17 protein-coding genes are annotated in these 20603 nt (G+C 46.9%); 6 read left to right on the forward strand and 11 right to left on the reverse strand.

The window, feature by feature from the left end:
* Positions 1–260: 260 nt before the first annotated feature.
* Genes J2736_RS22660 through J2736_RS22675 form a run of 4 tightly spaced genes read right to left on the reverse strand, consistent with a single transcriptional unit; the run spans position 261 to position 4689 of the window.
* Positions 261–1118, reverse strand: a complete 858-nt coding sequence (locus J2736_RS22660; protein ID WP_310500868.1) for an MBL fold metallo-hydrolase — start codon at positions 1116–1118, stop codon at positions 261–263.
* 26 nt (positions 1119–1144) lie between these two features.
* Positions 1145–2785, reverse strand: coding sequence for a type 2 periplasmic-binding domain-containing protein (locus J2736_RS22665; protein WP_310500869.1), 1641 nt, complete (start codon positions 2783–2785; stop codon positions 1145–1147).
* Between the two features lie 39 nt (positions 2786–2824).
* Positions 2825–3727 carry a carbohydrate ABC transporter permease gene (locus J2736_RS22670; RefSeq protein WP_310500870.1) on the reverse strand — a complete coding sequence of 301 codons (903 nt, stop codon included), beginning with the start codon at positions 3725–3727 and terminating at the stop codon, positions 2825–2827.
* A 14-nt stretch (positions 3728–3741) separates the two neighbouring features.
* Positions 3742–4689 (reverse strand): ABC transporter permease, encoded by a 948-nt coding sequence (locus J2736_RS22675; protein WP_310500871.1) that lies wholly within the window; start codon positions 4687–4689, stop codon positions 3742–3744.
* 287 nt (positions 4690–4976) lie between these two features.
* On the opposite strand from J2736_RS22675, the gene J2736_RS22680 reads away from it, so the two are divergent.
* A complete protein-coding gene (locus J2736_RS22680; RefSeq protein WP_310500872.1) occupies positions 4977–7268 on the forward strand; it encodes a helix-turn-helix transcriptional regulator in 2292 nt (763 codons plus the stop codon).
* A 64-nt stretch (positions 7269–7332) separates the two neighbouring features.
* On the opposite strand, the gene J2736_RS22685 is transcribed toward J2736_RS22680, so the two are convergent.
* The 3 genes from J2736_RS22685 to J2736_RS22695 form a co-directional block, all read right to left on the reverse strand.
* Positions 7333–8562, reverse strand: coding sequence for an NAD(P)/FAD-dependent oxidoreductase (locus J2736_RS22685; protein ID WP_310500873.1), 1230 nt, complete (start codon positions 8560–8562; stop codon positions 7333–7335).
* A 430-nt stretch (positions 8563–8992) separates the two neighbouring features.
* Positions 8993–9748: an EcsC family protein gene (locus J2736_RS22690; RefSeq protein WP_310500874.1), complete on the reverse strand. Its 756-nt coding sequence runs from the start codon at positions 9746–9748 to the stop codon at positions 8993–8995.
* A gap of 34 nt (positions 9749–9782) precedes the next feature.
* A complete protein-coding gene (locus tag J2736_RS22695; protein ID WP_310500875.1) occupies positions 9783–10172 on the reverse strand; it encodes an iron chaperone in 390 nt (129 codons plus the stop codon).
* Between the two features lie 224 nt (positions 10173–10396).
* On the opposite strand from J2736_RS22695, the gene J2736_RS22700 reads away from it, so the two are divergent.
* The 3 genes from J2736_RS22700 to J2736_RS22710 all read left to right on the forward strand — a co-directional run bounded on the left by J2736_RS22700 (position 10397) and on the right by J2736_RS22710 (position 13717).
* Positions 10397–12487, forward strand: a complete 2091-nt coding sequence (locus J2736_RS22700; RefSeq protein ID WP_310500977.1) for an ABC transporter transmembrane domain-containing protein — start codon at positions 10397–10399, stop codon at positions 12485–12487.
* Between the two features lie 54 nt (positions 12488–12541).
* Entirely contained in the window at positions 12542–13057 is a 516-nt protein-coding gene (locus J2736_RS22705) for a hypothetical protein (RefSeq protein WP_310500876.1), read from the forward strand.
* A gap of 144 nt (positions 13058–13201) precedes the next feature.
* Positions 13202–13717, forward strand: a complete 516-nt coding sequence (locus J2736_RS22710) for a hypothetical protein (protein WP_310500877.1) — start codon at positions 13202–13204, stop codon at positions 13715–13717.
* Between the two features lie 106 nt (positions 13718–13823).
* On the opposite strand, the gene J2736_RS22715 is transcribed toward J2736_RS22710, so the two are convergent.
* From J2736_RS22715 to J2736_RS22725, 3 genes are all read right to left on the reverse strand, one after another.
* Positions 13824–14861, reverse strand: a complete 1038-nt coding sequence (locus tag J2736_RS22715) for a polysaccharide deacetylase family protein (protein ID WP_310500878.1) — start codon at positions 14859–14861, stop codon at positions 13824–13826.
* A 195-nt stretch (positions 14862–15056) separates the two neighbouring features.
* Positions 15057–16709 (reverse strand): ATP-binding cassette domain-containing protein, encoded by a 1653-nt coding sequence (locus J2736_RS22720; protein WP_310500879.1) that lies wholly within the window; start codon positions 16707–16709, stop codon positions 15057–15059.
* Complete coding sequence (locus J2736_RS22725; RefSeq protein WP_310500880.1) at positions 16700–17518, reverse strand: ATP-binding cassette domain-containing protein; 819 nt, start codon at positions 17516–17518, stop codon at positions 16700–16702. Before J2736_RS22725 ends, J2736_RS22720 begins: the two co-directional genes overlap by 10 nt.
* A 140-nt stretch (positions 17519–17658) precedes the next feature.
* Between J2736_RS22725 and J2736_RS22730 the strand changes: the two genes are divergently transcribed.
* Both J2736_RS22730 and J2736_RS22735 read left to right on the forward strand, forming a co-directional pair.
* On the forward strand, positions 17659–18273 hold the full coding sequence (locus J2736_RS22730) for a biotin transporter BioY (RefSeq protein ID WP_310500881.1): 615 nt from the start codon (positions 17659–17661) through the stop codon (positions 18271–18273).
* Between the two features lie 453 nt (positions 18274–18726).
* Positions 18727–20208, forward strand: a complete 1482-nt coding sequence (locus tag J2736_RS22735) for an S-layer homology domain-containing protein (RefSeq protein ID WP_310500882.1) — start codon at positions 18727–18729, stop codon at positions 20206–20208.
* A 223-nt stretch (positions 20209–20431) separates the two neighbouring features.
* On the opposite strand, the gene J2736_RS22740 is transcribed toward J2736_RS22735, so the two are convergent.
* Positions 20432–20584, reverse strand: coding sequence for a hypothetical protein (locus J2736_RS22740; RefSeq protein WP_310500883.1), 153 nt, complete (start codon positions 20582–20584; stop codon positions 20432–20434).
* Positions 20585–20603 lie beyond the last annotated feature (19 nt).

Here is a 20603-nt window from a genome sequence, read left to right on the forward strand (position 1 = left end):
ATCATCTTAATCTGGGCTAGGACATATTCTCACTTGGAATAAAGTGATGGCATAACGTTAAAGTGGTGAAATACGAAGAAAACTTCGACTTTGGGGCTAATAACGCTATCACGTAACGTTATTGTGTACTTCGTAGCCTAATTGGTCTGAATAGCGTTACTCTATAACGTTATCCGAAGTCGTTGCTCCCCCTTTCCACAAGAAAAGGCTGTCCCTCCGTCATCAAGTTATGACTTCGGGGACAGCCTCTCTTATTATGTCTATAACTCCATGCCATCCCATGCCACCGTAATCGGGCATGGGAATTGCTGCTCTTGAAACCAGCCGACCAAATCGGCATGTGTAGAATTAAAATGATTAATATGAGTCAGATAAATACGCGTATTGACGTGAATCGTCCCTTGTTCTAACAGCTTATGGAATAGCTCCATGCAGCTAAAAGCGTCCAAATGGCCATTTGGATGGAGGCCGCGTCCAGTAGTTAATCCAAAGGTGCATTCACTAATCAATACATTCAGTGAAGCATTCTCCAGCTCCTTGAACGCGTCCGGCAAGTACCAGCCTGTATCTACGCCGTAGTATAGCTTCTGGCCATCTGGTTGCTGAATGAGATAGTTTGCACAATTTTCTCCCATATTGCCCTTGTGATTCCCGCGCAGTGGCGTTACTTCCATACCAGCGATAGTCACTGATTCGTTAAACTCCAGCTTATGAAAAGCTACAACGCCGCGCGCCTCCAAATCGGCAGTCATGCCTTTCATGATCGGTCGGCTTTGACGATAGAATTCGACGATGTCATACGCTTGATCTGTAAAGTAAAAATGCAGCGGCTCCTTCAAGCGTTCAATCGACATGTTTCTAACATTCATCATCATATAGTTGAAATGGTCTTCGTGCGTATGGCTCACTAAGACATGCTTAAGCTTAGTAAAATCCCCATATTCAATGGCTTGTTGAAAAGAATCCGCGCCTAAATCAATACACATCTCCTCATTGATTCGGAACATCGAGCGGCGGCGAATCTCTGCACCGCCTACTTCCCGTGCGTTGTTACACACGGAACAGGAGCAGAATGGATTCGGTATGCCTTCGGCTGCACTTGTGCCATAAAATTTCATGCGTAGTCCCTCCTTCTATATGCAGATTACTTCTGATTCCAGCGGTCATAAGCGGCTTGATAGATCGCTAAATATTTATCAAGCTGCATTTTATTCAGCGTGCTTACATACTTATCCCACTCGCTAAGCGGTTTAGCGCCCGTTATAAATTTAACAATATTCTCATCTGCATAAGCTTCGATATCCGTTGCGTATGAGCTTAATTCGATATTCTCTTTCTCCGTAAACGTAGGAATCATCAGTTTCTCATCGGGTACTAAATTAGGTCGAATGACATCTTTATTCGCAATCATCTCTGGAAGAACAGCCGCACTTTGGTCGACCTTTTGCGTTACACGCTGTGGAATGCCTCCGCCTTGGAAAATCGTATAGTCCGATAGCGCCTCATCGACTGTGAGTCCGTTCGGATTTTTGGCAAACTCATCCTTCAGCTTATAAAACCCATCACTGCCGATCGTATATGTCACACCTTCGATACCAAGTCGAGCCAGCGCTGTCCCTTCTTCGCTCAGGAAATAATCTCCCCAGCGCAGCGTCGCGGCGGGATTCGGGTTTTTGTTCGTAATCACGAATGAGCCTAAATCCCGAACTTTCGGGGAAATGCCCGTCCAATACACTTTGCCGTCAATCCCTTTTAAGACAGGGTTCTGGACGTAATTATTCCGATTTTTGCCCAGCCACAAATTGTTATTGCCCTTCGCCACAAAGCCGACTCGCTCATCATCAACCTTCGCGATCTCCTGCTTCATATCCTGCGATAAAATTTCTTTATCAATTAAACCTTCCATCCAGAGCTTATTAAAGAAAGTAATCATGTCTTTGAAGGTGTTGTCTGTTGCGATATATCGCACTTTGCCCCCGTTATCGATATCCATAAAAGGCGCGATGATGCCAGAATTCGCTCCGAATCCCCAACTGCCATAAAACGATTTAATAAATTGATCACCGTAGTTCTTGTTGCCCTCTTTGTACCCCGAAATCGGAACCTCATCCGCTTTGCCATTCCCATTAGGGTCCTGTTCCTTGAAAGCTTTCAACACTTTATAAAACTCATCCGTTGTTGTCGGCATTTGAAGTCCAAGCTTGTCCAGCCACTTCTTATTGATCCAAGAGGAAGAAATACGTCCATCTGCTTCACTAATATTCGGCAGAGAATAAATATGGCCGTCAGCCGAGGTAATTGATTTGCGAATCCCGTCATTCTCTTTCATAAGTGCTGCCAGATTCGGCGCATAGCCAGCCTCAATCAAAGGATCCAACGGGATAATCTGACCCGCTGCGGCATACGAAGTAATCAATTGCGGTGACAAATTCGCCCGCATGACGAAGTCCGGCAGATCATTGGAAGCAAACATCAGATTTCTACGCTCATCAAAGGCGTTCTGCGGGACTGTATCCCATTTAATAACCACATTCGATTTGGCCTCGTAACTTTTCAACCCTTTATGCTCGTTCCAATCTTTGACCAGCTCATATTTGGAGACAAGCCCTTTCAATTGAACAGGCTCGCTAGCAATGGGCATACCTGTTTTCGTAATATTCGCACTTGTTTTATTCGCACCCGTTGCAACAGGCTCAGTCCCCTTATCCTTATCGCTGCAAGCGCTTAGCACTGGAATTGACGTGATCAGCATAGCAGCTATCAGCACAACTAATTTTCTTTTCATATCGTCAGTCATCTCCTCAATTATTAATTATTAATCACATTAACCTTTAAGCGCACCAATCATCATCCCTTTGACGAAATACTTCTGAAGGAAGGGATACAGCATCAGAATGGGTCCGCTGGATACGATAATAACGGCATATTTAACACCTTCCGCAACGAGAAATTTGCTTGTATCCATCTCAATGGAATCCATCATCACGTTATCCGACTGATTCATGACTAGAATTTCCCGTAGGAAGAGCTGCAGCGGATACAGCGAACGTTCCTTCAAATAGATCATCGCCTCGAAATAGGAGTTCCAATGATACACGGCATAAAATAACACAAGAACTGCCATGATCGGCGCACTCAGAGGCAGCACAATGGAGAAAAACGACCTGATATTGCCGCTGCCATCCATATAGGCGGATTCATAGAGTTGCTCATCAATGTTGGTTTCCAAGAACGTACGAGCGACAATCATATTGTATACACTGATCGCCGTTGGCAATATTAATGCCCACATGGAATTATAAAGTCCCAGATTCTTAACGAGTAGATACATCGGTATCATACCGCTGCTGAAAAACATCGTAATGGTGAAGAATATCATAAGCCCGCGGCGCCATCGGAAATTTCGGCGTGACAACGGATAAGCCCCCATCATGGTCAATGAAATATTGACGAACGTTCCTATGGCCGTGTAGAGCAATGTATTTCGATAACCAATCCATATTTCCGTATTCGTAAATACGCGTCGGTAGGCTTCCACGTTAAAGCCGCTCGGGATCAGCCCGATTTTGCCGGCAATCACCAGCTTGGGATCACTGAATGAGGCACTAACGACATAGATCAGTGGGTAAAGCACAATTAATACAAGAATTCCGATAAGTACATAAGTAATAGCCAGAAAGATCCGATCTCCATTAGACTCTCTAATTTTGTGGGAAACGGCCTCCATGTTCACCTCTCCTTTTAGAACAGACTGCTGCTGCTATATCGTTTGGCAATCTTGTTGGCTGCAAGCAGCAAAATGATGTTGATGACATTGTTAAAGAGACCCACAGCGGTAGAGAATCCATAATCCATATTGATTAGACCCGTCTTATAAGCGTAAGTGGAAATGACCTCTGAGGTTTCCATATTCAAGCTATTTTGCATAAGAAGAATACGCTCGTAGCTGAGAGTCATCATTTTCCCCATCATTAAAATAAACTGAATAACAATAACCGGCATAATACACGGCAGATTCACATGAATCATTCGCTTCCACCGACTAGCCCCATCGATTTGCGCAGACTCATGCAGTTGAGGATCTACAGCAGCTAACGCCGCGATAAAAATAATCGAATTCCATCCGCTATTCCGCCAGATGTCAGAACCAATATATACGCCTGGGAAATAATCCGGACTGGTCAGAAAAGGAATCGCATCGATTCCGATCATCCCCAGCAGATGATTCAAGTACCCATTTTCCCCACCGAGAAACAAATTAATAATACCGACAAAGACGACCGTCGAAATAAAGTACGGAGCATACGTGATCGTCTGCAGCGTCTTCTTCAATCTCTCTTTTCTCATCTCATTGAACATGAGGGCGAGCATGATCGGAATGGGAAAACTAATCAGTGTTTTAAATAGATTAATAACCAGCGTGTTCTTAACAATGCGATAAAATTGAAATGAATTGAAAAGCCTTTCAAAGTTATCCAAACCAATCCAAGGACTACCCATGATGCCGTGAATCGGGTTGAAACGCTTGAAGGCAAGTTGTACACCATACATAGGTCCGTAACAGAAAATTAGAAAGTAAAGGACAACAGGGATGACAAAGATTAGATAATCCCAATTGTTTTGCAGCCCGAACCTTTTATGGTTAGACCTTGGTAAGGGTGCCTGTGCAGCTTTGGTCTTCGCAGTCATATCGCTGCCTCCTTCGTCGAACGATAGAAAAGTGGATATCCAGAATTGATTCGGCGCCTGAATCGTTTTCCTATGGCTCCGAGTATACGTAAGTTTGGAACCTCCGACAACGCTTGATAATCGGCTTTTCACAGCAAAAAATGGTTTCAGCCCCTAAATGGCACCCTGCATTTTTCTCAATATCTAGTCAATTTTCAGCTTTTTGCCCGCCTTGAATTGATAACATAGCGCAAAATTTATATACTCTTAAGAAATCAAGGCCTATTCGACCAGGGGATGTGTTCAGTTTGCGGAAAGCGATTCAGTCCAAGCTCTATCGAAAATTTCTTCTAAGGCACCTTCTAATTCTGGCCGTAACTGGTCTATTATTCTTGGTGACCAATATCATTTCGCTATCCAATACCTATAATCGGCTAATGGATAATACTCAGCGCTCTATGGCCAATACGACCAGCCTGCTGGATACGCGTATTTTGGACCTGCAGAAATTGACTTTAACTTTGTCACGAGATACGAAATTGCTTCCTTATCAATTACAGGAATCGTTACAATATCCGTATTTAATTGCCGATGAACTTGAAAAGTTAAAAGCTCTGTCTGCCGATCTCGATTCCATTGGTCTGTTCTATCGAAACACAGCCTATAGCTCGCTTAAAAACACGATTTTCACCGATACGGGCATCTATTCACCTGAAAGCTACAGTAGACTTCTCAGCGATAGCCGAATCCCGCCAGAAATGCTGCAGAGCAAGCTCGAACAGCTAAAATCACCCATACTTCTGTCTTCACTGGCTAATGAAGATCATCCTGACGGCAAAGAACAAGTGCTGCTGCTCTTAGTCCCGCTTGACAGCACTCCTTTTTCGAGTGGCATTATGATCTACAAACTGAACTATCCGGCGTTGATTAGTAATTTTCAACAGACCATTGACAGCGGCAGCTCCCTGATTGCTTTTGACCAATCCAACATGCCATTTCTCTATTTAAAAGGATCTTCCAGTCTCACGTGGAGTGAACTTTCAACAGCGGCGCAAAATGCGAAAGCACGAATTCCTGGCTATCTCCTGTTGCAGGAATCGTCGTCGAGACAGAACATACATGTCGTAAACGCCATTCAACGCAGTGCGTATTTTCATGAGTATGATGTAGCGCTCACGATTTCACTAACCATTTTTGTGATATCTCTCGCTCTCGGCATCGTGCTTGCCTTCCGGTCCGCCCGCAAAAGCTATCAACCGATACAGGAGCTTTCCAATCGTTTTCCAACCTTGCCATCGGACAAGCAGGTGACAGACAATAACGATGAATTAGACCAGCTTACTCGCTACATTGAGCAGATGAGAGATGAGAGCATCCATTTGTCCCATATGATGCATAATCAGGAGGTTTTGACGAGGAACCAGCTGCTGCTAGCGGTATTAATGGGGAAGTTGAACGTAGACAATACGACGCAAGATAACCGAAGTGCGTTTCATAAACTATTTGGTACACGGCATACAAGCAACGTGCTTGTCATTATTTTTGACGATTACAATGCAAAGGTAAGTAAAGAGCCGCTTAGTGAACAGTGGTTAATGAAATATACCATTTGTAATGTGTTGGAGAATTTATCTGGCGTCCATAGCGTGAATTATGCACTTGATCTAGCCATCGATAATGGGATTGTCGGCATTGTTTCGTGGAATAACGAATTCGCGGAAGAGTGGGAGACTCGCAGTCGCGCCTTTTCCGAGCAGATCATTGCGTTCATGCAAAGGCATTTTTCTCTTTCGTTGTCCTGTATGGTAGGTGAACCTCAACCAACAAATGACTTGCATCAATCGTTCAGTTCAGCCACATCTCTTGCGGAGTATCGTATTTTTGCCGGTAAGCAGTCCATCATCACCCCTTCTGAAGGGTCTCAGCAGAAAATGGAGCATACGACGATCGATAAGCAGCAAATTTCCGATTCTGCCGAAGCGCTTCATGCGGCGGTCTGCTCCAAGAGCTCCGAGCATCTGCAACTGCTGATTCATGAGATGGAAGAAAGTTTTACTCGTTTGGAGGACGCGCCAACATTCCGCTTAACGTTTCAACAAATCATTTTCACCCTAAATCAACTCGTCAATAATATTCCGCTCTCTCATCGCGAAGCAATCAAATATAAACTGGACTCACTAGCGGAGTTCCAATCCAAAACCGTTGCCGAAGCTTGTGCCAATCTGCTTGATGCGGCACGCAGCATTCAAGACAGCTTAGGCGAAGATGCCAATAATAATCGCTTATATGCGTCTATGTTAGAGTACGTATCCCAGCATTATATGGACTATAATCTAAGCCTCTCCACCGTTGCTGAGGAGTTGTCCCTTACACCATCGTATGTCACACGTTATTTTAAAAATAAAAATGGCCTTCCCTTAATGCAATACGTCTCAAAAATTCGCATTGAGAAAGCCAAAGAGTTACTCGAAACCACCCATCTCTCCATTAAGGAAATTGTGGAGCAGGTTGGTTTTGTGGATGAAAATAATTTCTCACGAGCGTTTCGCAAACGTGAAGGCGTATCTCCGAGCCAGTATCGATCCAATAGCTATAGTTAGTGGTACAAAGACTGAAAATCCCCTCCAAGTATCTACTTGAAGGGGATTTTACGTTATAAGCACATTAATTGGGCACATGATAATTGCGGGTTGTGGACTTTTGCTTCCAGATCATTTTCTTCCAAATGAGTGGAAGGCCGCCGATGAGGTATAAATACCGGGCATCGATCATTTTTTTGATCAAAGAAGCCCGACGTCCTTTCACTTTCTTGACTCTTAGTAACCCCACTGCCTCACCGCGTCCCAAGGATGCAACCGTCCCCCTGTAATCATACACAAATGGCTTCAACTCTTTGCCTCGAACCGTTTGCATGAGATTCCTTGCTGCATTATAGCCCTGTTGAACAGCAATCTGCGCATTAGCAGGGTAAGGTGTGCCCTCTGGGCTCGTAACGATCGAGCAATCACCGGTGATGAAGACCTCCGGGAATTGATAGGAGCGCAAGCAACTATCTACCTTAACGCGGCCCCGTTGCACATCAAATCCAGCTTGCTGCAGCAAGGAATTGCCACGGATCCCTCCAGACCAGACGACAGTGCCTGCGCGGATGAACTCGCCATTGCCCAGAATAACCCCTTCCGATGTGCATTCCTTGATCGCGGTTGATAACTTATACTGCACCCCTTTGCGGCGCATCACTTCCATGCCATAGGCAATCAGATCCTCAGGCAGTCCGGGGGGCAGTGCCGACGGGGAAGCTTCCACATTATAAATTCGAACATCTGCCGGATCAACGTCATACGTTTTGCACAGAACAGGAATGCGATCCGCCAACTCCCCGACGAACTCCGTACCTGTGAAACCCGCGCCGCCAACAACGAAGGTCAGATAATCCTTACGCTTCGGAACCACCTTGGACTTGGCGAACATATATTCAATGTGTTGCCGAATAAAGCGGACACTGTTAATGCTTTTGATCGACATCGCATATTCATGCATACCTGGGATACCGAAGGTCTCCGTCTCACTCCCCAGCCCTACCACAAGATAGTCATAATCGAGCGTCGAGTCCTCCAAGACCACCTTTTTCTCACTAGGTACGATCTCTTTAACCGTCGACTTCATGAACCGAATCTTCCGCTCATCAATCAAATCCGAAATGCTCACGCGCGCATTATCATGATGATCCGTGCCGGCAGCCGGCATATGCAGATGCGTCGTAATAAAGTGATAGTCATGCTTATTGACCAGTGTCACGTCCATTTCAGTTTTTCTCATTTTCTTCTGCAGCCTTATCGCTGTGACTAGTCCGCCATAGCCTGCGCCTAGGATCACAATTCTCGGTTTACTCATGGCCTCCACACTCCTCCGGTTGTGAAATTAATCACATATATACTTGTGAAAATAATCACAATTTTCCACAAGATGAGCCGGTAACCGGCCCTCTTTCTAATATATGCGCATGCGCGCCGAAAATAACTAGGTAGGGCAGGAAACAGGCTATGGATTTATAGGAGCCAGTATTGGCCCCCTGTCGTGGAGAAAAAACTGCAAATCTACATCTTTTTCTAACAATTGGGCCGGTTAAAGACTAATTCCTGCAAAAGTGCAGGTATTTCTAACAAATCATCGGTTTTGAGGAATCATATCGTGAAATTCCTGCATTTTCGCAGAAATTCATTGCTTTACGGTAGTTTCTGAGTAAAAAAACTGTATTCTCGCAGGAATTTGCTCATTCACAGCGGTTCGAACAATCTCGTAAGATCACCTACAACATCAACCGTCACTCTACGTTTTTATCTTGCAGCCAGCGCAGCCGAAAGCAGTTCATCCCGGCCACACCGAGCTCCTCCAGCAAGCCAAAGTTCGCCCACGCGCCAACGACAGCCCCGATGCCGGGGATGAGCTGCAGCATTTTGCGAAAATCAATCGTATCCCGATACTCCTGCTGCAACTGCTGCCAATTGACTTGCTTCATGTAGTCCGCGGCTGGCGGGAATGTCTGCGAGATTATAGGCCAGCTTTTAATCGTCTTGAGCAACTCAGGCTTCTTCTTGGAGCTGGAGAATGCAAGTTGAAATACATAGAGGATGAACAATCTTTCCCTATAGTCCTTGGTCGAGTAGCCGTACACATGGGCCAATTCGAAAAGGAATTTCAGCTTAATCCCGATCAGAATCGGGAAATCCGCTAACCCGAGCAAAATACCGCCAGCTCCCGTTCCTGCTCCTTCGGCGGCGGCGATTTTTTTGTACAGTGACAACAGCTCCTCCGCTTTCCCATCTCGTTCCGCCAAGGATAGATCGCGCAGCGGCTCGGAAGCCGGTATATAGGTAATCCCGAATAGCGTCGTTTGCACAATCCCCTTCACCGTTGCTGTAATCGTGTTGTGAACTTTCTCAGGAATAACTTGATTAATCCGATTTTGAACGGATTTGGAGGCCCGCTCGATCAGGTTCGGCTCCTTGAGCAGCCGTATTTCCCACCGTTTCAACTTTCGCTGCATTTGCTCTTCGTAGATCGTGTACGGCTGTTCCATGGCTTCACCACCAATGATTAGAATACGTATATCTTCATTTCCTTTTCGGTGATTTCGTCTGCGCCTTTTCACTATTCCTTGCAACTCGATATTGCACGATCCTGCTGATTAACGCTAGGGGCAGCGGTCGATCATGCGGAAATTGGACAGCTCCTTTGGACCTCGGATACTGCGCCAACTCCGCCTCAAATTCATCAATACCATTCGGCGTGGGATAAAAGCCTATATGATTTTTGAATGCCGCAAAATGTACCAAATTGCCATGCAGATCAAAGGTAGGCATTTGGTAGCTAATCTTCTCCGTTGCCTCTGGAGCAGACTCCTTAATGACCGCTCTGATCGTTTGAAGCTTCTCCTGCAACTCAGGTGAAAAGGTTGCTATGTAAGCGTCGATAGATTCGAAGGTTGTTTTGGTTTCTTTCATGCACGGCATCTCCTTTATGAGGATAGTTAGTTGTATTATACACGCTAGGCGGGGGAGAATTCGAGTTCTATCCAACCCCTCATTTTTCCCGAATTATGACAAATCGTGTCGTTTACAACCCAAAAAAAGTGCTGTAATCTTATTTTATTGAAAGGTGGCGATTATTCCTGCAATTCCTACGAACACTACTGTACCTTTGGATTCCCTATAAGCGACTAACGAGTATTTTTTTATTTTGTCTTTTAATCGAAGTCGGATATTCGGTAGCAGCTCCTATCAGCCTAAAATATTTGGTGGATGAGGCTTTTACACCCAAAAATCTCCACAATTTTGCCATCATCCTTATCGTGCTGCTTTGCAGCGGATTTCTCAACATTTGTGCAAGTATTGGCGGTGAATATGCGTTAGGAAATCTTGGCGGCCAAATCGTCAAGAAACTTCGGATCCAACTGTTCACTCACTTGCAGAAGCAATCACTTCCCTTTCATCAAAAATACCGTGTTGGCGATCTTGTCACCCGATTCTCGACAGATATGAGCTCCGTGGAACGAGTGGTTCGCATCGCATTCCCCTTTTTTCTGAGGGAGGCTTTAAGTGTCCTGCTCGGACTTATTCTATTATTCTCTATTGAATGGAAGCTCACACTGGCCATGCTTGCTGGTTCCACGCTCATGTTTATTGGGCCAAGACTGCTTCAAGGGCGTGCGGAGACCGCTAATGTGAACTATAAAGAATCGCAAGAGCGATTCACCAATACAATTGATGAGATGGTTAAGGGACATAAAACGATAAAAAGTTTGCATCTGCAAGCCAGGTTCGAGGAACGCGCCCGTAAACAAGTGCATGAACTCTTTACCTTCGGGCTGAAATTGCAGCTTGCTGGTTCTATGATGGAGCGGCTACCTCTTATATCTCTTCTGGTTCTGAATGGGATTATGATCGGCTTCGGCGGATATTTGATCTTCCACGACATGATGAGCATCGGCGGTTTCATGGCTTTTTTCACCTTATTTTTAAGCGTAGGACAGTCGGGTTCGAATTTAGCGTCTCTCATCCCGAGCCTTATCGATTCAAGTACCAGCTTTCAGCGGATACGGGAAATTCTTGATCACCAGCCAAGCGTTCTAGAGGATGCTCACCCACTAGAGCTCCCTTCTTCTCTTCCTTCCATCCGGATGGATGAGGTGACTTTCGGTTATAGCGAAGAGGCGAATCAATTACATAACGTAAGTTTACAAATTGCTCCTGGGAGCTATGTGGCATTCATTGGACCCAGTGGTTCCGGGAAAAGCACGGCACTGCAGCTGCTGTCCCGCTTTTATGATCCAAAGATGGGGGCTATCTCTATCGATGACTACGACATGCGTGCCATAAGTGAGGCTTCTTTACGCAAGCAGTCAACACTCATTACTCAGGATACCTTCTTATTTAATACAACAATTCGAGACAACCTGCTGCTAGATAGTGGTGCATCGGAGAATGAAATGATAGAGGCTGCCAAGCAAGCGAACATTCATGATACCATTGTAAGCTGGCCTGGCGGATACGATACACAGGTGCATCATGAAGGAGGATCGCTTTCTGGTGGCGAACGCCAGCGCTTATCGATTGCGAGAGCACTTCTAAGGAAACCGAAGCTGCTGCTGCTTGATGAGGTAACGTCGGCATTGGATCCAGCTACTGAGGCCGACATTAATCAACTCATTGATCGTATGAGATCCGAGAAAACGATTGTTGCCGTAACACATCGGTTGTCCTCCGTTATGAACGCCGACTGCATTCATGTATTCCAAGACGGACGAATCGTGGATTCTGGTACTCACCAAGAGCTTCTACATAAGAACAGTCTATACCGCAGCCTCTGGGATAAACAGTACGGATTCAACCTGTCTCTGGATGGTCTCTACGCGACAGTAGATATGGACAGGCTTGCCAAGCTTCCCTTTCTCGAAGGCATTGCACTCCCGCTGCTTAAGAACATTGCTACCTTGTTTACAACTGAAACCTGTAAAGAAGGCGAAAGTATTGTAAGCGAGGGCGATGAGGGCAACAAATTTTATATTATTGTCCGAGGTAAATTTGAAATTATAAAACGTATGCCTGATGGTGGGGAACGGCGGGTTGCCGTCCTGCAAGATGGGGATCATTTCGGCGAAATTGCTCTGCTTCACAATGTCCCTCGAAATGCGACCGTTAGGGCAACGGGAGCATCGGTGCTGTTGTCTGTCAGACAAGATGCTTTTCACCGCTTAATGGCCGATTACCCTCAAATTAGGCAATCTTTGGAGCATACGCTTCAGAAGAGAATTGGATGACGACAGGAAGCCAGAGAAGGTCTGGACATCAGGCGTTTAGGAAGGAGGAACACAATGATGTTAAGTTATCACAAGTGTGTAAGTGATGACGATTTCGCTAAGGCCAGTATATTTCTGTTAGCCCGGAAGCGCGACCTGCACCCCGCTTATTCTACTTTGGAAATGGTCACCCTCATATATTCCTACGTGACTCAGGGCCACCTAATCTGTGCTAAGGATGCTGAAAACCAAGTGGTGGGAATCGCGGCCTACTACTACGGAACACCAGAACAGGAATTTCACGATACGGATATTGCCCTGGTGGATGTGGCCATTGCTGATAAAGCTTATCGAGGGTCTCGCTTGTTTATTCAAGGGCTGTTGTATATGGTCAACGAGATTATTGCGGGAGGTCCAGAGGTCCAGGAACTCAGGCTTGCAGCACTAGCCGAGAACGATTATATATGCCGACTGTATGCCAAATTTACTAGCATAAGCTCTGTTCGTGAGGGTACACATGGGAAAGAAGTCGTTTTTTGTGAGAAAATTAACATTTTAAGGGATACCCTAAAGAAATTCACTAGGATATAATGGAAGAAGAAGTACAAAAAACGACAATAAGGAGGCTATCCGTATGTTTCCAGTTCCCCCTACGATCGACAAAGGTTCCAAAAAAGGAAGCGGCTTCGGTAAGATCGTTAAGGTTAACGATTCCCTTCGCGTACAGCCACAATAATGTCTTTTCAATTTCGAACAAGCGAATTTGAAATGGATCATGAAGCCTATATGGACTTCCTGCTGCGTCATCACGACGAACTGAATTTGCCTTACACGTTCGGCATGAAACTCAGTTTCATCAGTAGCCCGCTCTTACTAGGTAAAGCCATGCTCATCATCAGCGAAGAGTCCTACGACATCGTCGGCGCGGCCGGTTTCGGTTACGGCACAGGCCCCGCAGACTATGAGGACCAACATATATGTCAGATCGAAGTTGCTTTTATTGAGAAAGAGCTGCGAAAGTCACCTTTATTCGTACAAGGATTCCGTGCACTGATACATGCCATCAAAAAAGGCAATCCCGACGTCCGGCAGGTTCAGTTCTGGACTTCAGCGGCCGAGGATGATGGGCTGGATCGGCTTTTTGCCAAGTTCCTAGCTTTGCCCGGATCCACCAAATCCATTGTGAACCACTTAGCCCTCTTTACGATACCGTTCCACGAACTCGAAGCTTATTGTAATCGTTTGAGGTAATGGTGTGAATTGCTGAATAGGATGAAAAGGAGTTAGCCTCTGAAATTTGAAATTTGGGCTAGCTCCTTTTATTGTCTAGACGTACGGGGATAAAAGAAACGGCTCCCTAATTGGTTTTCTGTAGCTTGTTAATGAACGCTTTCAGACTCTCTTCCCCGTTAACAAACAACCTTTTCAGCAAGTAGGGGGACTGCTGATTCGTCGTGAAACCTTGGTCAATTGTAAACGCGTAACGAAAACCGTGCTCTTTCAAAAGCTTCAGTGTTGATTGGTTATATTCCCCATAAGGATAGCAAAAAACATCTGCTTGTGTGCCTAACTTCTCCTCAATTAACCTTCTAGCTTCTTTAATCTCATACGCTTGTTGTTCAGCAGAAAGCCTAGGTAAATGAGGATGTGTCATGCCATGCGGTTGGATGTCCCAGCCAGCTTCTTGCAGCTGCTTGACCTGTTCCCAATTCAAATAACTGGGATCCTCGACCATGCCTGGTGACATGAAAAGTGTAGCTGGAAAATGGTATTTGGCCAGAATCGGCATCGCCTCCTCCACATTATCTATGTAGCCGTCATCAAAAGTGAGCAGTACAGGCTTATTCGGGGCTGTAATGCCGCTTTTATTTTCAAAAAGATCAGTAAACATAGAGAGAGAAATAGGCGTATACCCATGGTCATGCAGATATTTCATCTGCGCCTCCAGCTTGGCGGGAGAAATAACGACCACATTCCCAGGATCAATAGTGACGCTGTGATAGTTGAGGACGGGGATACTGACTTTGGATGAGGAAGGCATATATGTATTTGTTGTCACAGATGGTTTCTGGGGTGGCGTGTCTATGGTTAGGGTTGATGCAGGCGTAGGAGTTGTGTCCGCGGTCACGGTTGCGATAGGCGTTGGAGGTGTCTCGGATGGCATTGTTGATGGTGTATCAACATTAACCGAGGATGGCTGCTCAAGCTTGTCCTCCGTAAAGTCTGGAACCTCGACCTGATTTGCTTGTGGGGATGCTGCCAGTTCCTCCGCTTGTACTTCTAGGAGGACCGGAGCTGACGAAGGATTAAGACCGCTAAGTAGAAACAATGATAGAAGCGTAAGCAGCGCCGCTAGACACGAGTAAAATAGGAATCTCTTTCTTTGGATGTTCATAGCTCACCAACCATTTCTAGAGTAATTGTCTATTACTCTATGTGTAAGCCATGGTTGAGAGAAATATACCTAGATTTCGATAATGTGTGGGGAGTATTACATATTAAATACAACCTACTAGCATCTGCCTTATCCGTTAGCAGCCTGCTTGCTGGCTACCTACTAGACTACCGATGCTACTAGGTTGTTGATCTACTACGTAAATAGCAAAACTCCCCAAACCAGTAAAGCAACTACTACTAAGATGGTATCCCCTCGCTGCCACTTCAAGGTATTTTTCCTTAGCAGCAACGTTTTGCCATCCATTTGTTTCATCTCCATCGCGACCGTCATTTGCTCCGCTTTGTGGAACATTGCTAGCAAAAGCGGCACAACCAATGCAGGGATGTCGCGCACGCGAACACTGCCTGGATGGACAGATGCTTTGCCTCGTGCTCGTACAATGGCCGAGAATTGCTGCCACTCCCGCATAATGAGCGGTATGAAGCGAAAAACAAACGAAACCGCTAAAGAGAACGATGCCACGGGCAACTTCACCTTATGCAAGTACTTCAAAGCCCAGTTCAATCCCTGCACGAGTTGACCATATGGCGTCGATGTCGCAAGCCAATAGCCTGCCATCAACACGACAAATAAACGTGTCAGAATGAAAGCCGTGCTCCAGCCTTTGTCAACGGCGTAGCCGAACGGCGAGAATTGAATCCCCGCCAGTGCAATGGAAAAGATCAAGAAAATCGCATAAGACGCCGCGATTTTGCGGATCCCGCGTAACGCCGTGCGCGGGAGGCCGAGAAAGGCGCAGCCGAGGAGCCCTGCGGCCACCGCGAGGCTGCCCCACCCCTGCTGCCCCATCGTGCCGATGGCGAGCAGCAGGTAGAGCAGCCACTTCGCGCGCGGGTCCAGCCGCAGCCACCCGGCCAGCGGCGCGGGCGGCTGCAGCGGCCGCTCCGCTAGCGGCGGCACGCTTGCTGCGCGCGTGGCCGCTGCCTGCTCCGGAGCGCTGCCGCCGTCGCGCAGCGCGGCCAAGATCGCCGACGCGGCAAGCGCCGGCGTGAGCAGATCCGGCGCGATGGCGATGCCGACGCGCGCCAGCTCTTGTGAGGCCTCCGCGCAGCTCGGGAGGCCAACGCCTGCGCGCGCCAGCACCTCGGGCGCGCGGCAGAGCTCTTGCGGCGAGCCGTCGAAGACGAGCTCGCCATGGTCTAGAACGAGGACACGGTCCGCTAGCGGAAAGAACGTGTCCAGGTCGTGCGTGGCGATGACGAGTCCGCCACGATCGCAGCGCTCGCGCAGCATGCGCAGCAGCTCGCGGACGGCGGCCGCCTCGAGGCCGGCAGTTGGCTCATCCATGAGGAGCCAATCCGGAGCCGTGGCGAAGGTCGTCGCCAGCGCGAGCCGGCGCTGCTCACCGCCGCTGAGTGCGAAGGGCGAGCGATCCATGGCGAATACGCCATGGGGATCGAGCGCTTGCGTGGCATCATGGATGCGGCGTTCACGCTCTTCCGCTGACAGCCTGTATGGCCTAAGCGAGTAAGCGAATTCTTGTCGTATACTTCGTGCGAACAGCTGCTGCTCTGGGAATTGGAACGTTAACCCGAATCGAAGCAGCAGGTTCGAATCTACCTTGTTATTTTTCAGCCATAGGGGCTGCTCATCCAGTGTAACCGTTCCAGCTTGCGGCTGCAGTAGTCCCGACATGACTTGCAGCAGTGTAGATTTCCCGGATCCTGCATGCCCGATAAGCAGCGTCACGGTACCCTTTTCCAGCGTAAAACTTATATCTTGAATCAGCGTCACTTCTGGCGAATCTGGTGCAGTGACTCGGACTCCTTGTACGTCTATCGACATGAGATCGCCTCCGCCAGTTCTTCCATACACAACGGTAGTGGATCTAGAATGAGCCCCTGTTCTAGCAAATGCATCGCCGTTTGGATCGCAAAAGGCGGATCAAATCCAAGCTCCACACAAGGCGAAACTTTCTTCCCAGCCCCTTCAGCTTCTCCATAAAAGAACTTACGCGGCTCACCATCAAATGTAATTCTCCCATCGCCAAATCCGATTACCCTCGTCGCATCCGTTGCCTCTTCCAGCCGATGTGAAATCCAGACAATCGTCGTTCCCCGTTGATGTGCAAGGCGCACAGCTGCGCGGACTGCTAGCCGTGAAGCTGGGTCCAGCATCGCTGTTGGTTCATCCAAAAGCAAAATCTCTGGATTGGCCGCGAGAGCTGCAGCGAGATTGACTAGCTGTTTCTGCCCACCAGATAAGGTAGCCATTGTTCGCTCAGGCGATAACGTTAAGCCTACGGCAGCTAACACATTGGCATACCAGTCCATACGTTCTTCAGCTGATAACTGCAGTGACTGTGGTAGAAAATCCAGTTCCTCCGCTATCGTTTCTCCTATGAACTGTGCTTCTGGCAGTTGAAGTACGCCTCGCGTCATTGAAGTCCCCTCATCCGGACTGCGCAGAATGAGCCCCTCGGACAAAGGGTTCAACCCTAGCAGTACACTAGCAAGTGTACTCTTCCCGCTTCCATTTGGGCCTACAACAGCTATCCACTCACCTCTATGAATATCTAACGAGACGCCCGACCACACACGCCGTCCTTCTCCCGACTCCATTCGATAAATGATAGAAGCATTCTTTAATGACATTAAATTCTCACTTATAGGCATGTGTAAAAAAGTTCCTTTCACTTTTCAAACAGTTGTGCTATTATCTGTATTGTCAACTTGGTATTAATTGTTTGGTTGACAATAGATTAACAATACCAGAAACAGGAGTGATCGACAATATGAAACTTACGCTACGCGGTGTTATTTTCAGTGCCCTATTTGCAGCGATTCTCGTCTTATTCAGCTTTTTCAGTATCTCCGTTCCTAACTCACAAGTGCCCATTACCCTTCAAACATTAGCTGTTATGCTCGCTGGAGGTTTACTCGGTGCGCGTTACGGATTCCTTAGCATGGCGCTTGTCGTTGTACTTACTGCCATTGGATTCCCACTCCTACATGGAAGCGGCGGTATAGGCTTAGTTCTCGGACCAACTGGCGGATTTATTATGATTTGGCCGTTTTCCGCTATGCTCATTGGTCTCATTTTACCTCGTATTCGTTTAAAAGGCATCATGGGCTATGTCGCGGCTTTCCTTGTTCTTGAAATTTTCGGCTCTCTGTTTCTATATCTGGCCGGCGTCCCTTGGTTAATGTATAAAGTTCCTTCTTACACGTTTGCCAAAGCAATGACGCTCGGCTGCTATCCGTTTCTTCCTGGGGATGCCATTAAGGCTGCCGTTGCTGCGCTTATCATTGCGCCAGTTCGTCAAGTCTTTCCTCCGCAACGTCTTACGGGCTCATCTTCACACAGTATCGTTCAAAATGAGAATAAACAGGATGCACTCGCCAACTAGTTGACATTGTGTCCTACATTAAAGAAGAGCTGTCCTCCTAGTAGCTTCGACTACTGGTGGAGGGCTCTTTTTTATATGTATTGGGCCAGATTCCTGCAAAAGTGCAGGCTTTTTCTCATCATAGTCCTGTTGAAACTGAATGCCTGCGAATATGTAGTTTTTTTGCCAACAAACAGGCTAATAAGGCTAAATTGCTGATAATTCCTGCATTTTTGCAGGTATTTCACTATAAACGTCTGAACATGCGTAAAAAGATGTAGATTCGCATTTATTTTAGATTGAACTAGTCAGAGGGCCATACTGGATTTTGCCTTCCCCACCCTCATCCATTTTTACGAAATTGTAATGTCTCCCCCCTCATTTTTATGCGATTGTTATGCGCGAAGGAGTAAGCTTAGTCCTGTAGACAACAGCGCAACAAACAAATCTAATCCACTTGAGGAGTGTTTCTCGATGAAAAATAATAAAAAAGTTCTAGCCGCTCTTACGATTTCAGCAACTGTCGGATTATCCGCTATCCTTCCTTATCATGCTCTAGCAGCCAATCCTTTCACAGATTCCACAAGTGTTACACAGATCCAGACTGCGATTGAGCAATTAGCTCAGCAGCAAGTACTTTCTGGTTATGAGAACAACACATTCAAACCTAATCAAGCCGTCACACGTAGTGAAATTGCCAAAATGGTAGCCCTCTCTTTCCACGTAAACACTGCTGTGGATGCAACGACCGTTAGTCCTTTTCAAGATGTGACTTCAAAAGATTGGTTCTATAACTACGCGGTTTCCCTACAATCATTAGGTGCTATGAATAGTGTCTCCGGCCAACAATTCGCTGGGGCACAAACCATCACTGCCGAGCAGTTGAGCAGCATCATCGCAACAGTGCTTAAAGTAGACGCTGCAACGATTCGCCAATTGCCAAGCTACGCTTCACTCAGCAGCCAAGTAACACGCGGCCAAGCTGCCTTGCTCTTGGTTGAAGCTCAACAAGTGGCTCCCGTTCGTGTGACGAAGCTGGAAGTGTTGAATGCCATTTCCCTACAGGTGACCTTCTCAGCACCGATCCCTACTGCGGAGTTAGAGTTGGATCCTGCGTCCAAAAACTTTGTTTTTGACAATGGCCTTGCCATCAACAACGTGCCGCGCCTCAAAACAGGCTCTGTGTCCACGTATATTGTTCCGGTTCCAACACAAAAAGCAGGCACAACCTACTCACTGAGGTATAAAGGTCAACCTGCCGTTACTTTCACAGCTAGCACAGTGCAAATCCGTTTGGATTCCACAGCTCAGGTTGCCAATGATCTATTTGAAGTTGAATCCCATCTAAAGGATGGCGTAGCGGATTATGGTTATGTTATCGCGGCTTACAGCAAGGGTCGTCCAGGTGCATTTATTGTTGACGATAAAAATAGCTACAACGGCATGACCTACCAAATCCTTTCTTCCATGCGGAATCGCCAAGTTCAAATCACCCCTGAGGATGGTGCAACGATGACAGCGAATTACTTGCCATTTACGCAAGCAACTGATGGTCGCCAAGCGCCGAAGTTCATTTTGCCAAACGGTGAGACCTTCCACCCTGGTGTGACATATACGGTTTCCGCTGACTGGGCGACTTTGAAGAACCCTACATTTACGGCAAAAGAAATCGCTCCGCTTCAGCTTCAATCCGCAGCAGCCGTAGATGCGAAGACGATTGCAGTTACACTAACACAAGATCCGAAGGATGAAATTTTCGTTTCACGCCGTGTAACCCTTACTCCTGCTGATGGCACAGTTCTGACGGCTGAATACAGCTTGACGACACGCAAAGGCGCCGTTGGTACATTCACGCTTCTCAATAACGCTCAGTTAGTTCCAGATAATACGTACACCGTTGCGCCAGTGGGTGCATGGGCTACGGCAACAGGCGTCACTTTAAACTTGAAAAAGTAAGCAGCGATTATAAAATCAAATAACAAAAAGATAAGGAAGACGACCTGGGATCAGGTTCTCTTCCTTACCTTTGTTTGCTAAACTTATCCACAGGTACTGTTTCCCTAACTTATTTCACTCTAAATCCAGAGGTGACCATCGATATGATATTCACAAATAAAACGCTATTCGCACGCTTAACACCGCTCACGCTATTTCTTGTCTTGGTTGGCTGTAGCAGCCCTCAGCCGAGTGCAGTGGGCAGCATCACTCCGACAAAAACATCAATGCCATCTCCAACTGCTGCTGCTGCCGCTGCCGCACAAACACCTGCGCCAAGTTCCTTGCCTGTGACACCAAACCCTTCGCCTTCGGCGACTACCGCTACAACCCTCATGGTGACACACTCGAAAAGT

Source organism: Paenibacillus qinlingensis (genome assembly GCF_031455095.1).
In the GTDB taxonomy this organism is placed as follows: domain Bacteria; phylum Bacillota; class Bacilli; order Paenibacillales; family NBRC-103111; genus Paenibacillus_E; species Paenibacillus_E qinlingensis_A.

Bases quoted from the DNA above. Each gene is read 5' to 3' on its own strand.
- J2736_RS22660 (WP_310500868.1), bottom strand. From the start codon at position 1,118: ATGAAATTTTATGGCACAAGTGCAGCCGAAGGCATACCGAATCCATTC.
- J2736_RS22665 (WP_310500869.1), bottom strand. From the start codon at position 2,785: ATGAAAAGAAAATTAGTTGTGCTGATAGCTGCTATGCTGATCACGTCA.
- J2736_RS22670 (WP_310500870.1), bottom strand. From the start codon at position 3,727: ATGGAGGCCGTTTCCCACAAAATTAGAGAGTCTAATGGAGATCGGATC.
- J2736_RS22675 (WP_310500871.1), bottom strand. From the start codon at position 4,689: ATGACTGCGAAGACCAAAGCTGCACAGGCACCCTTACCAAGGTCTAAC.
- J2736_RS22685 (WP_310500873.1), bottom strand. From the start codon at position 8,562: ATGAGTAAACCGAGAATTGTGATCCTAGGCGCAGGCTATGGCGGACTA.
- J2736_RS22690 (WP_310500874.1), bottom strand. From the start codon at position 9,748: ATGGAACAGCCGTACACGATCTACGAAGAGCAAATGCAGCGAAAGTTG.
- J2736_RS22695 (WP_310500875.1), bottom strand. From the start codon at position 10,172: ATGAAAGAAACCAAAACAACCTTCGAATCTATCGACGCTTACATAGCA.
- J2736_RS22705 (WP_310500876.1), top strand. From the start codon at position 12,542: ATGATGTTAAGTTATCACAAGTGTGTAAGTGATGACGATTTCGCTAAG.
- J2736_RS22710 (WP_310500877.1), top strand. From the start codon at position 13,202: ATGTCTTTTCAATTTCGAACAAGCGAATTTGAAATGGATCATGAAGCC.
- J2736_RS22715 (WP_310500878.1), bottom strand. From the start codon at position 14,861: ATGAACATCCAAAGAAAGAGATTCCTATTTTACTCGTGTCTAGCGGCG.
- J2736_RS22720 (WP_310500879.1), bottom strand. From the start codon at position 16,709: ATGTCGATAGACGTACAAGGAGTCCGAGTCACTGCACCAGATTCGCCA.
- J2736_RS22725 (WP_310500880.1), bottom strand. From the start codon at position 17,518: ATGTCATTAAAGAATGCTTCTATCATTTATCGAATGGAGTCGGGAGAA.
- J2736_RS22730 (WP_310500881.1), top strand. From the start codon at position 17,659: ATGAAACTTACGCTACGCGGTGTTATTTTCAGTGCCCTATTTGCAGCG.
- J2736_RS22735 (WP_310500882.1), top strand. From the start codon at position 18,727: ATGAAAAATAATAAAAAAGTTCTAGCCGCTCTTACGATTTCAGCAACT.
- J2736_RS22740 (WP_310500883.1), bottom strand. From the start codon at position 20,584: ATGAGGGTTGTAGCGGTAGTCGCCGAAGGCGAAGGGTTTGGTGTCACA.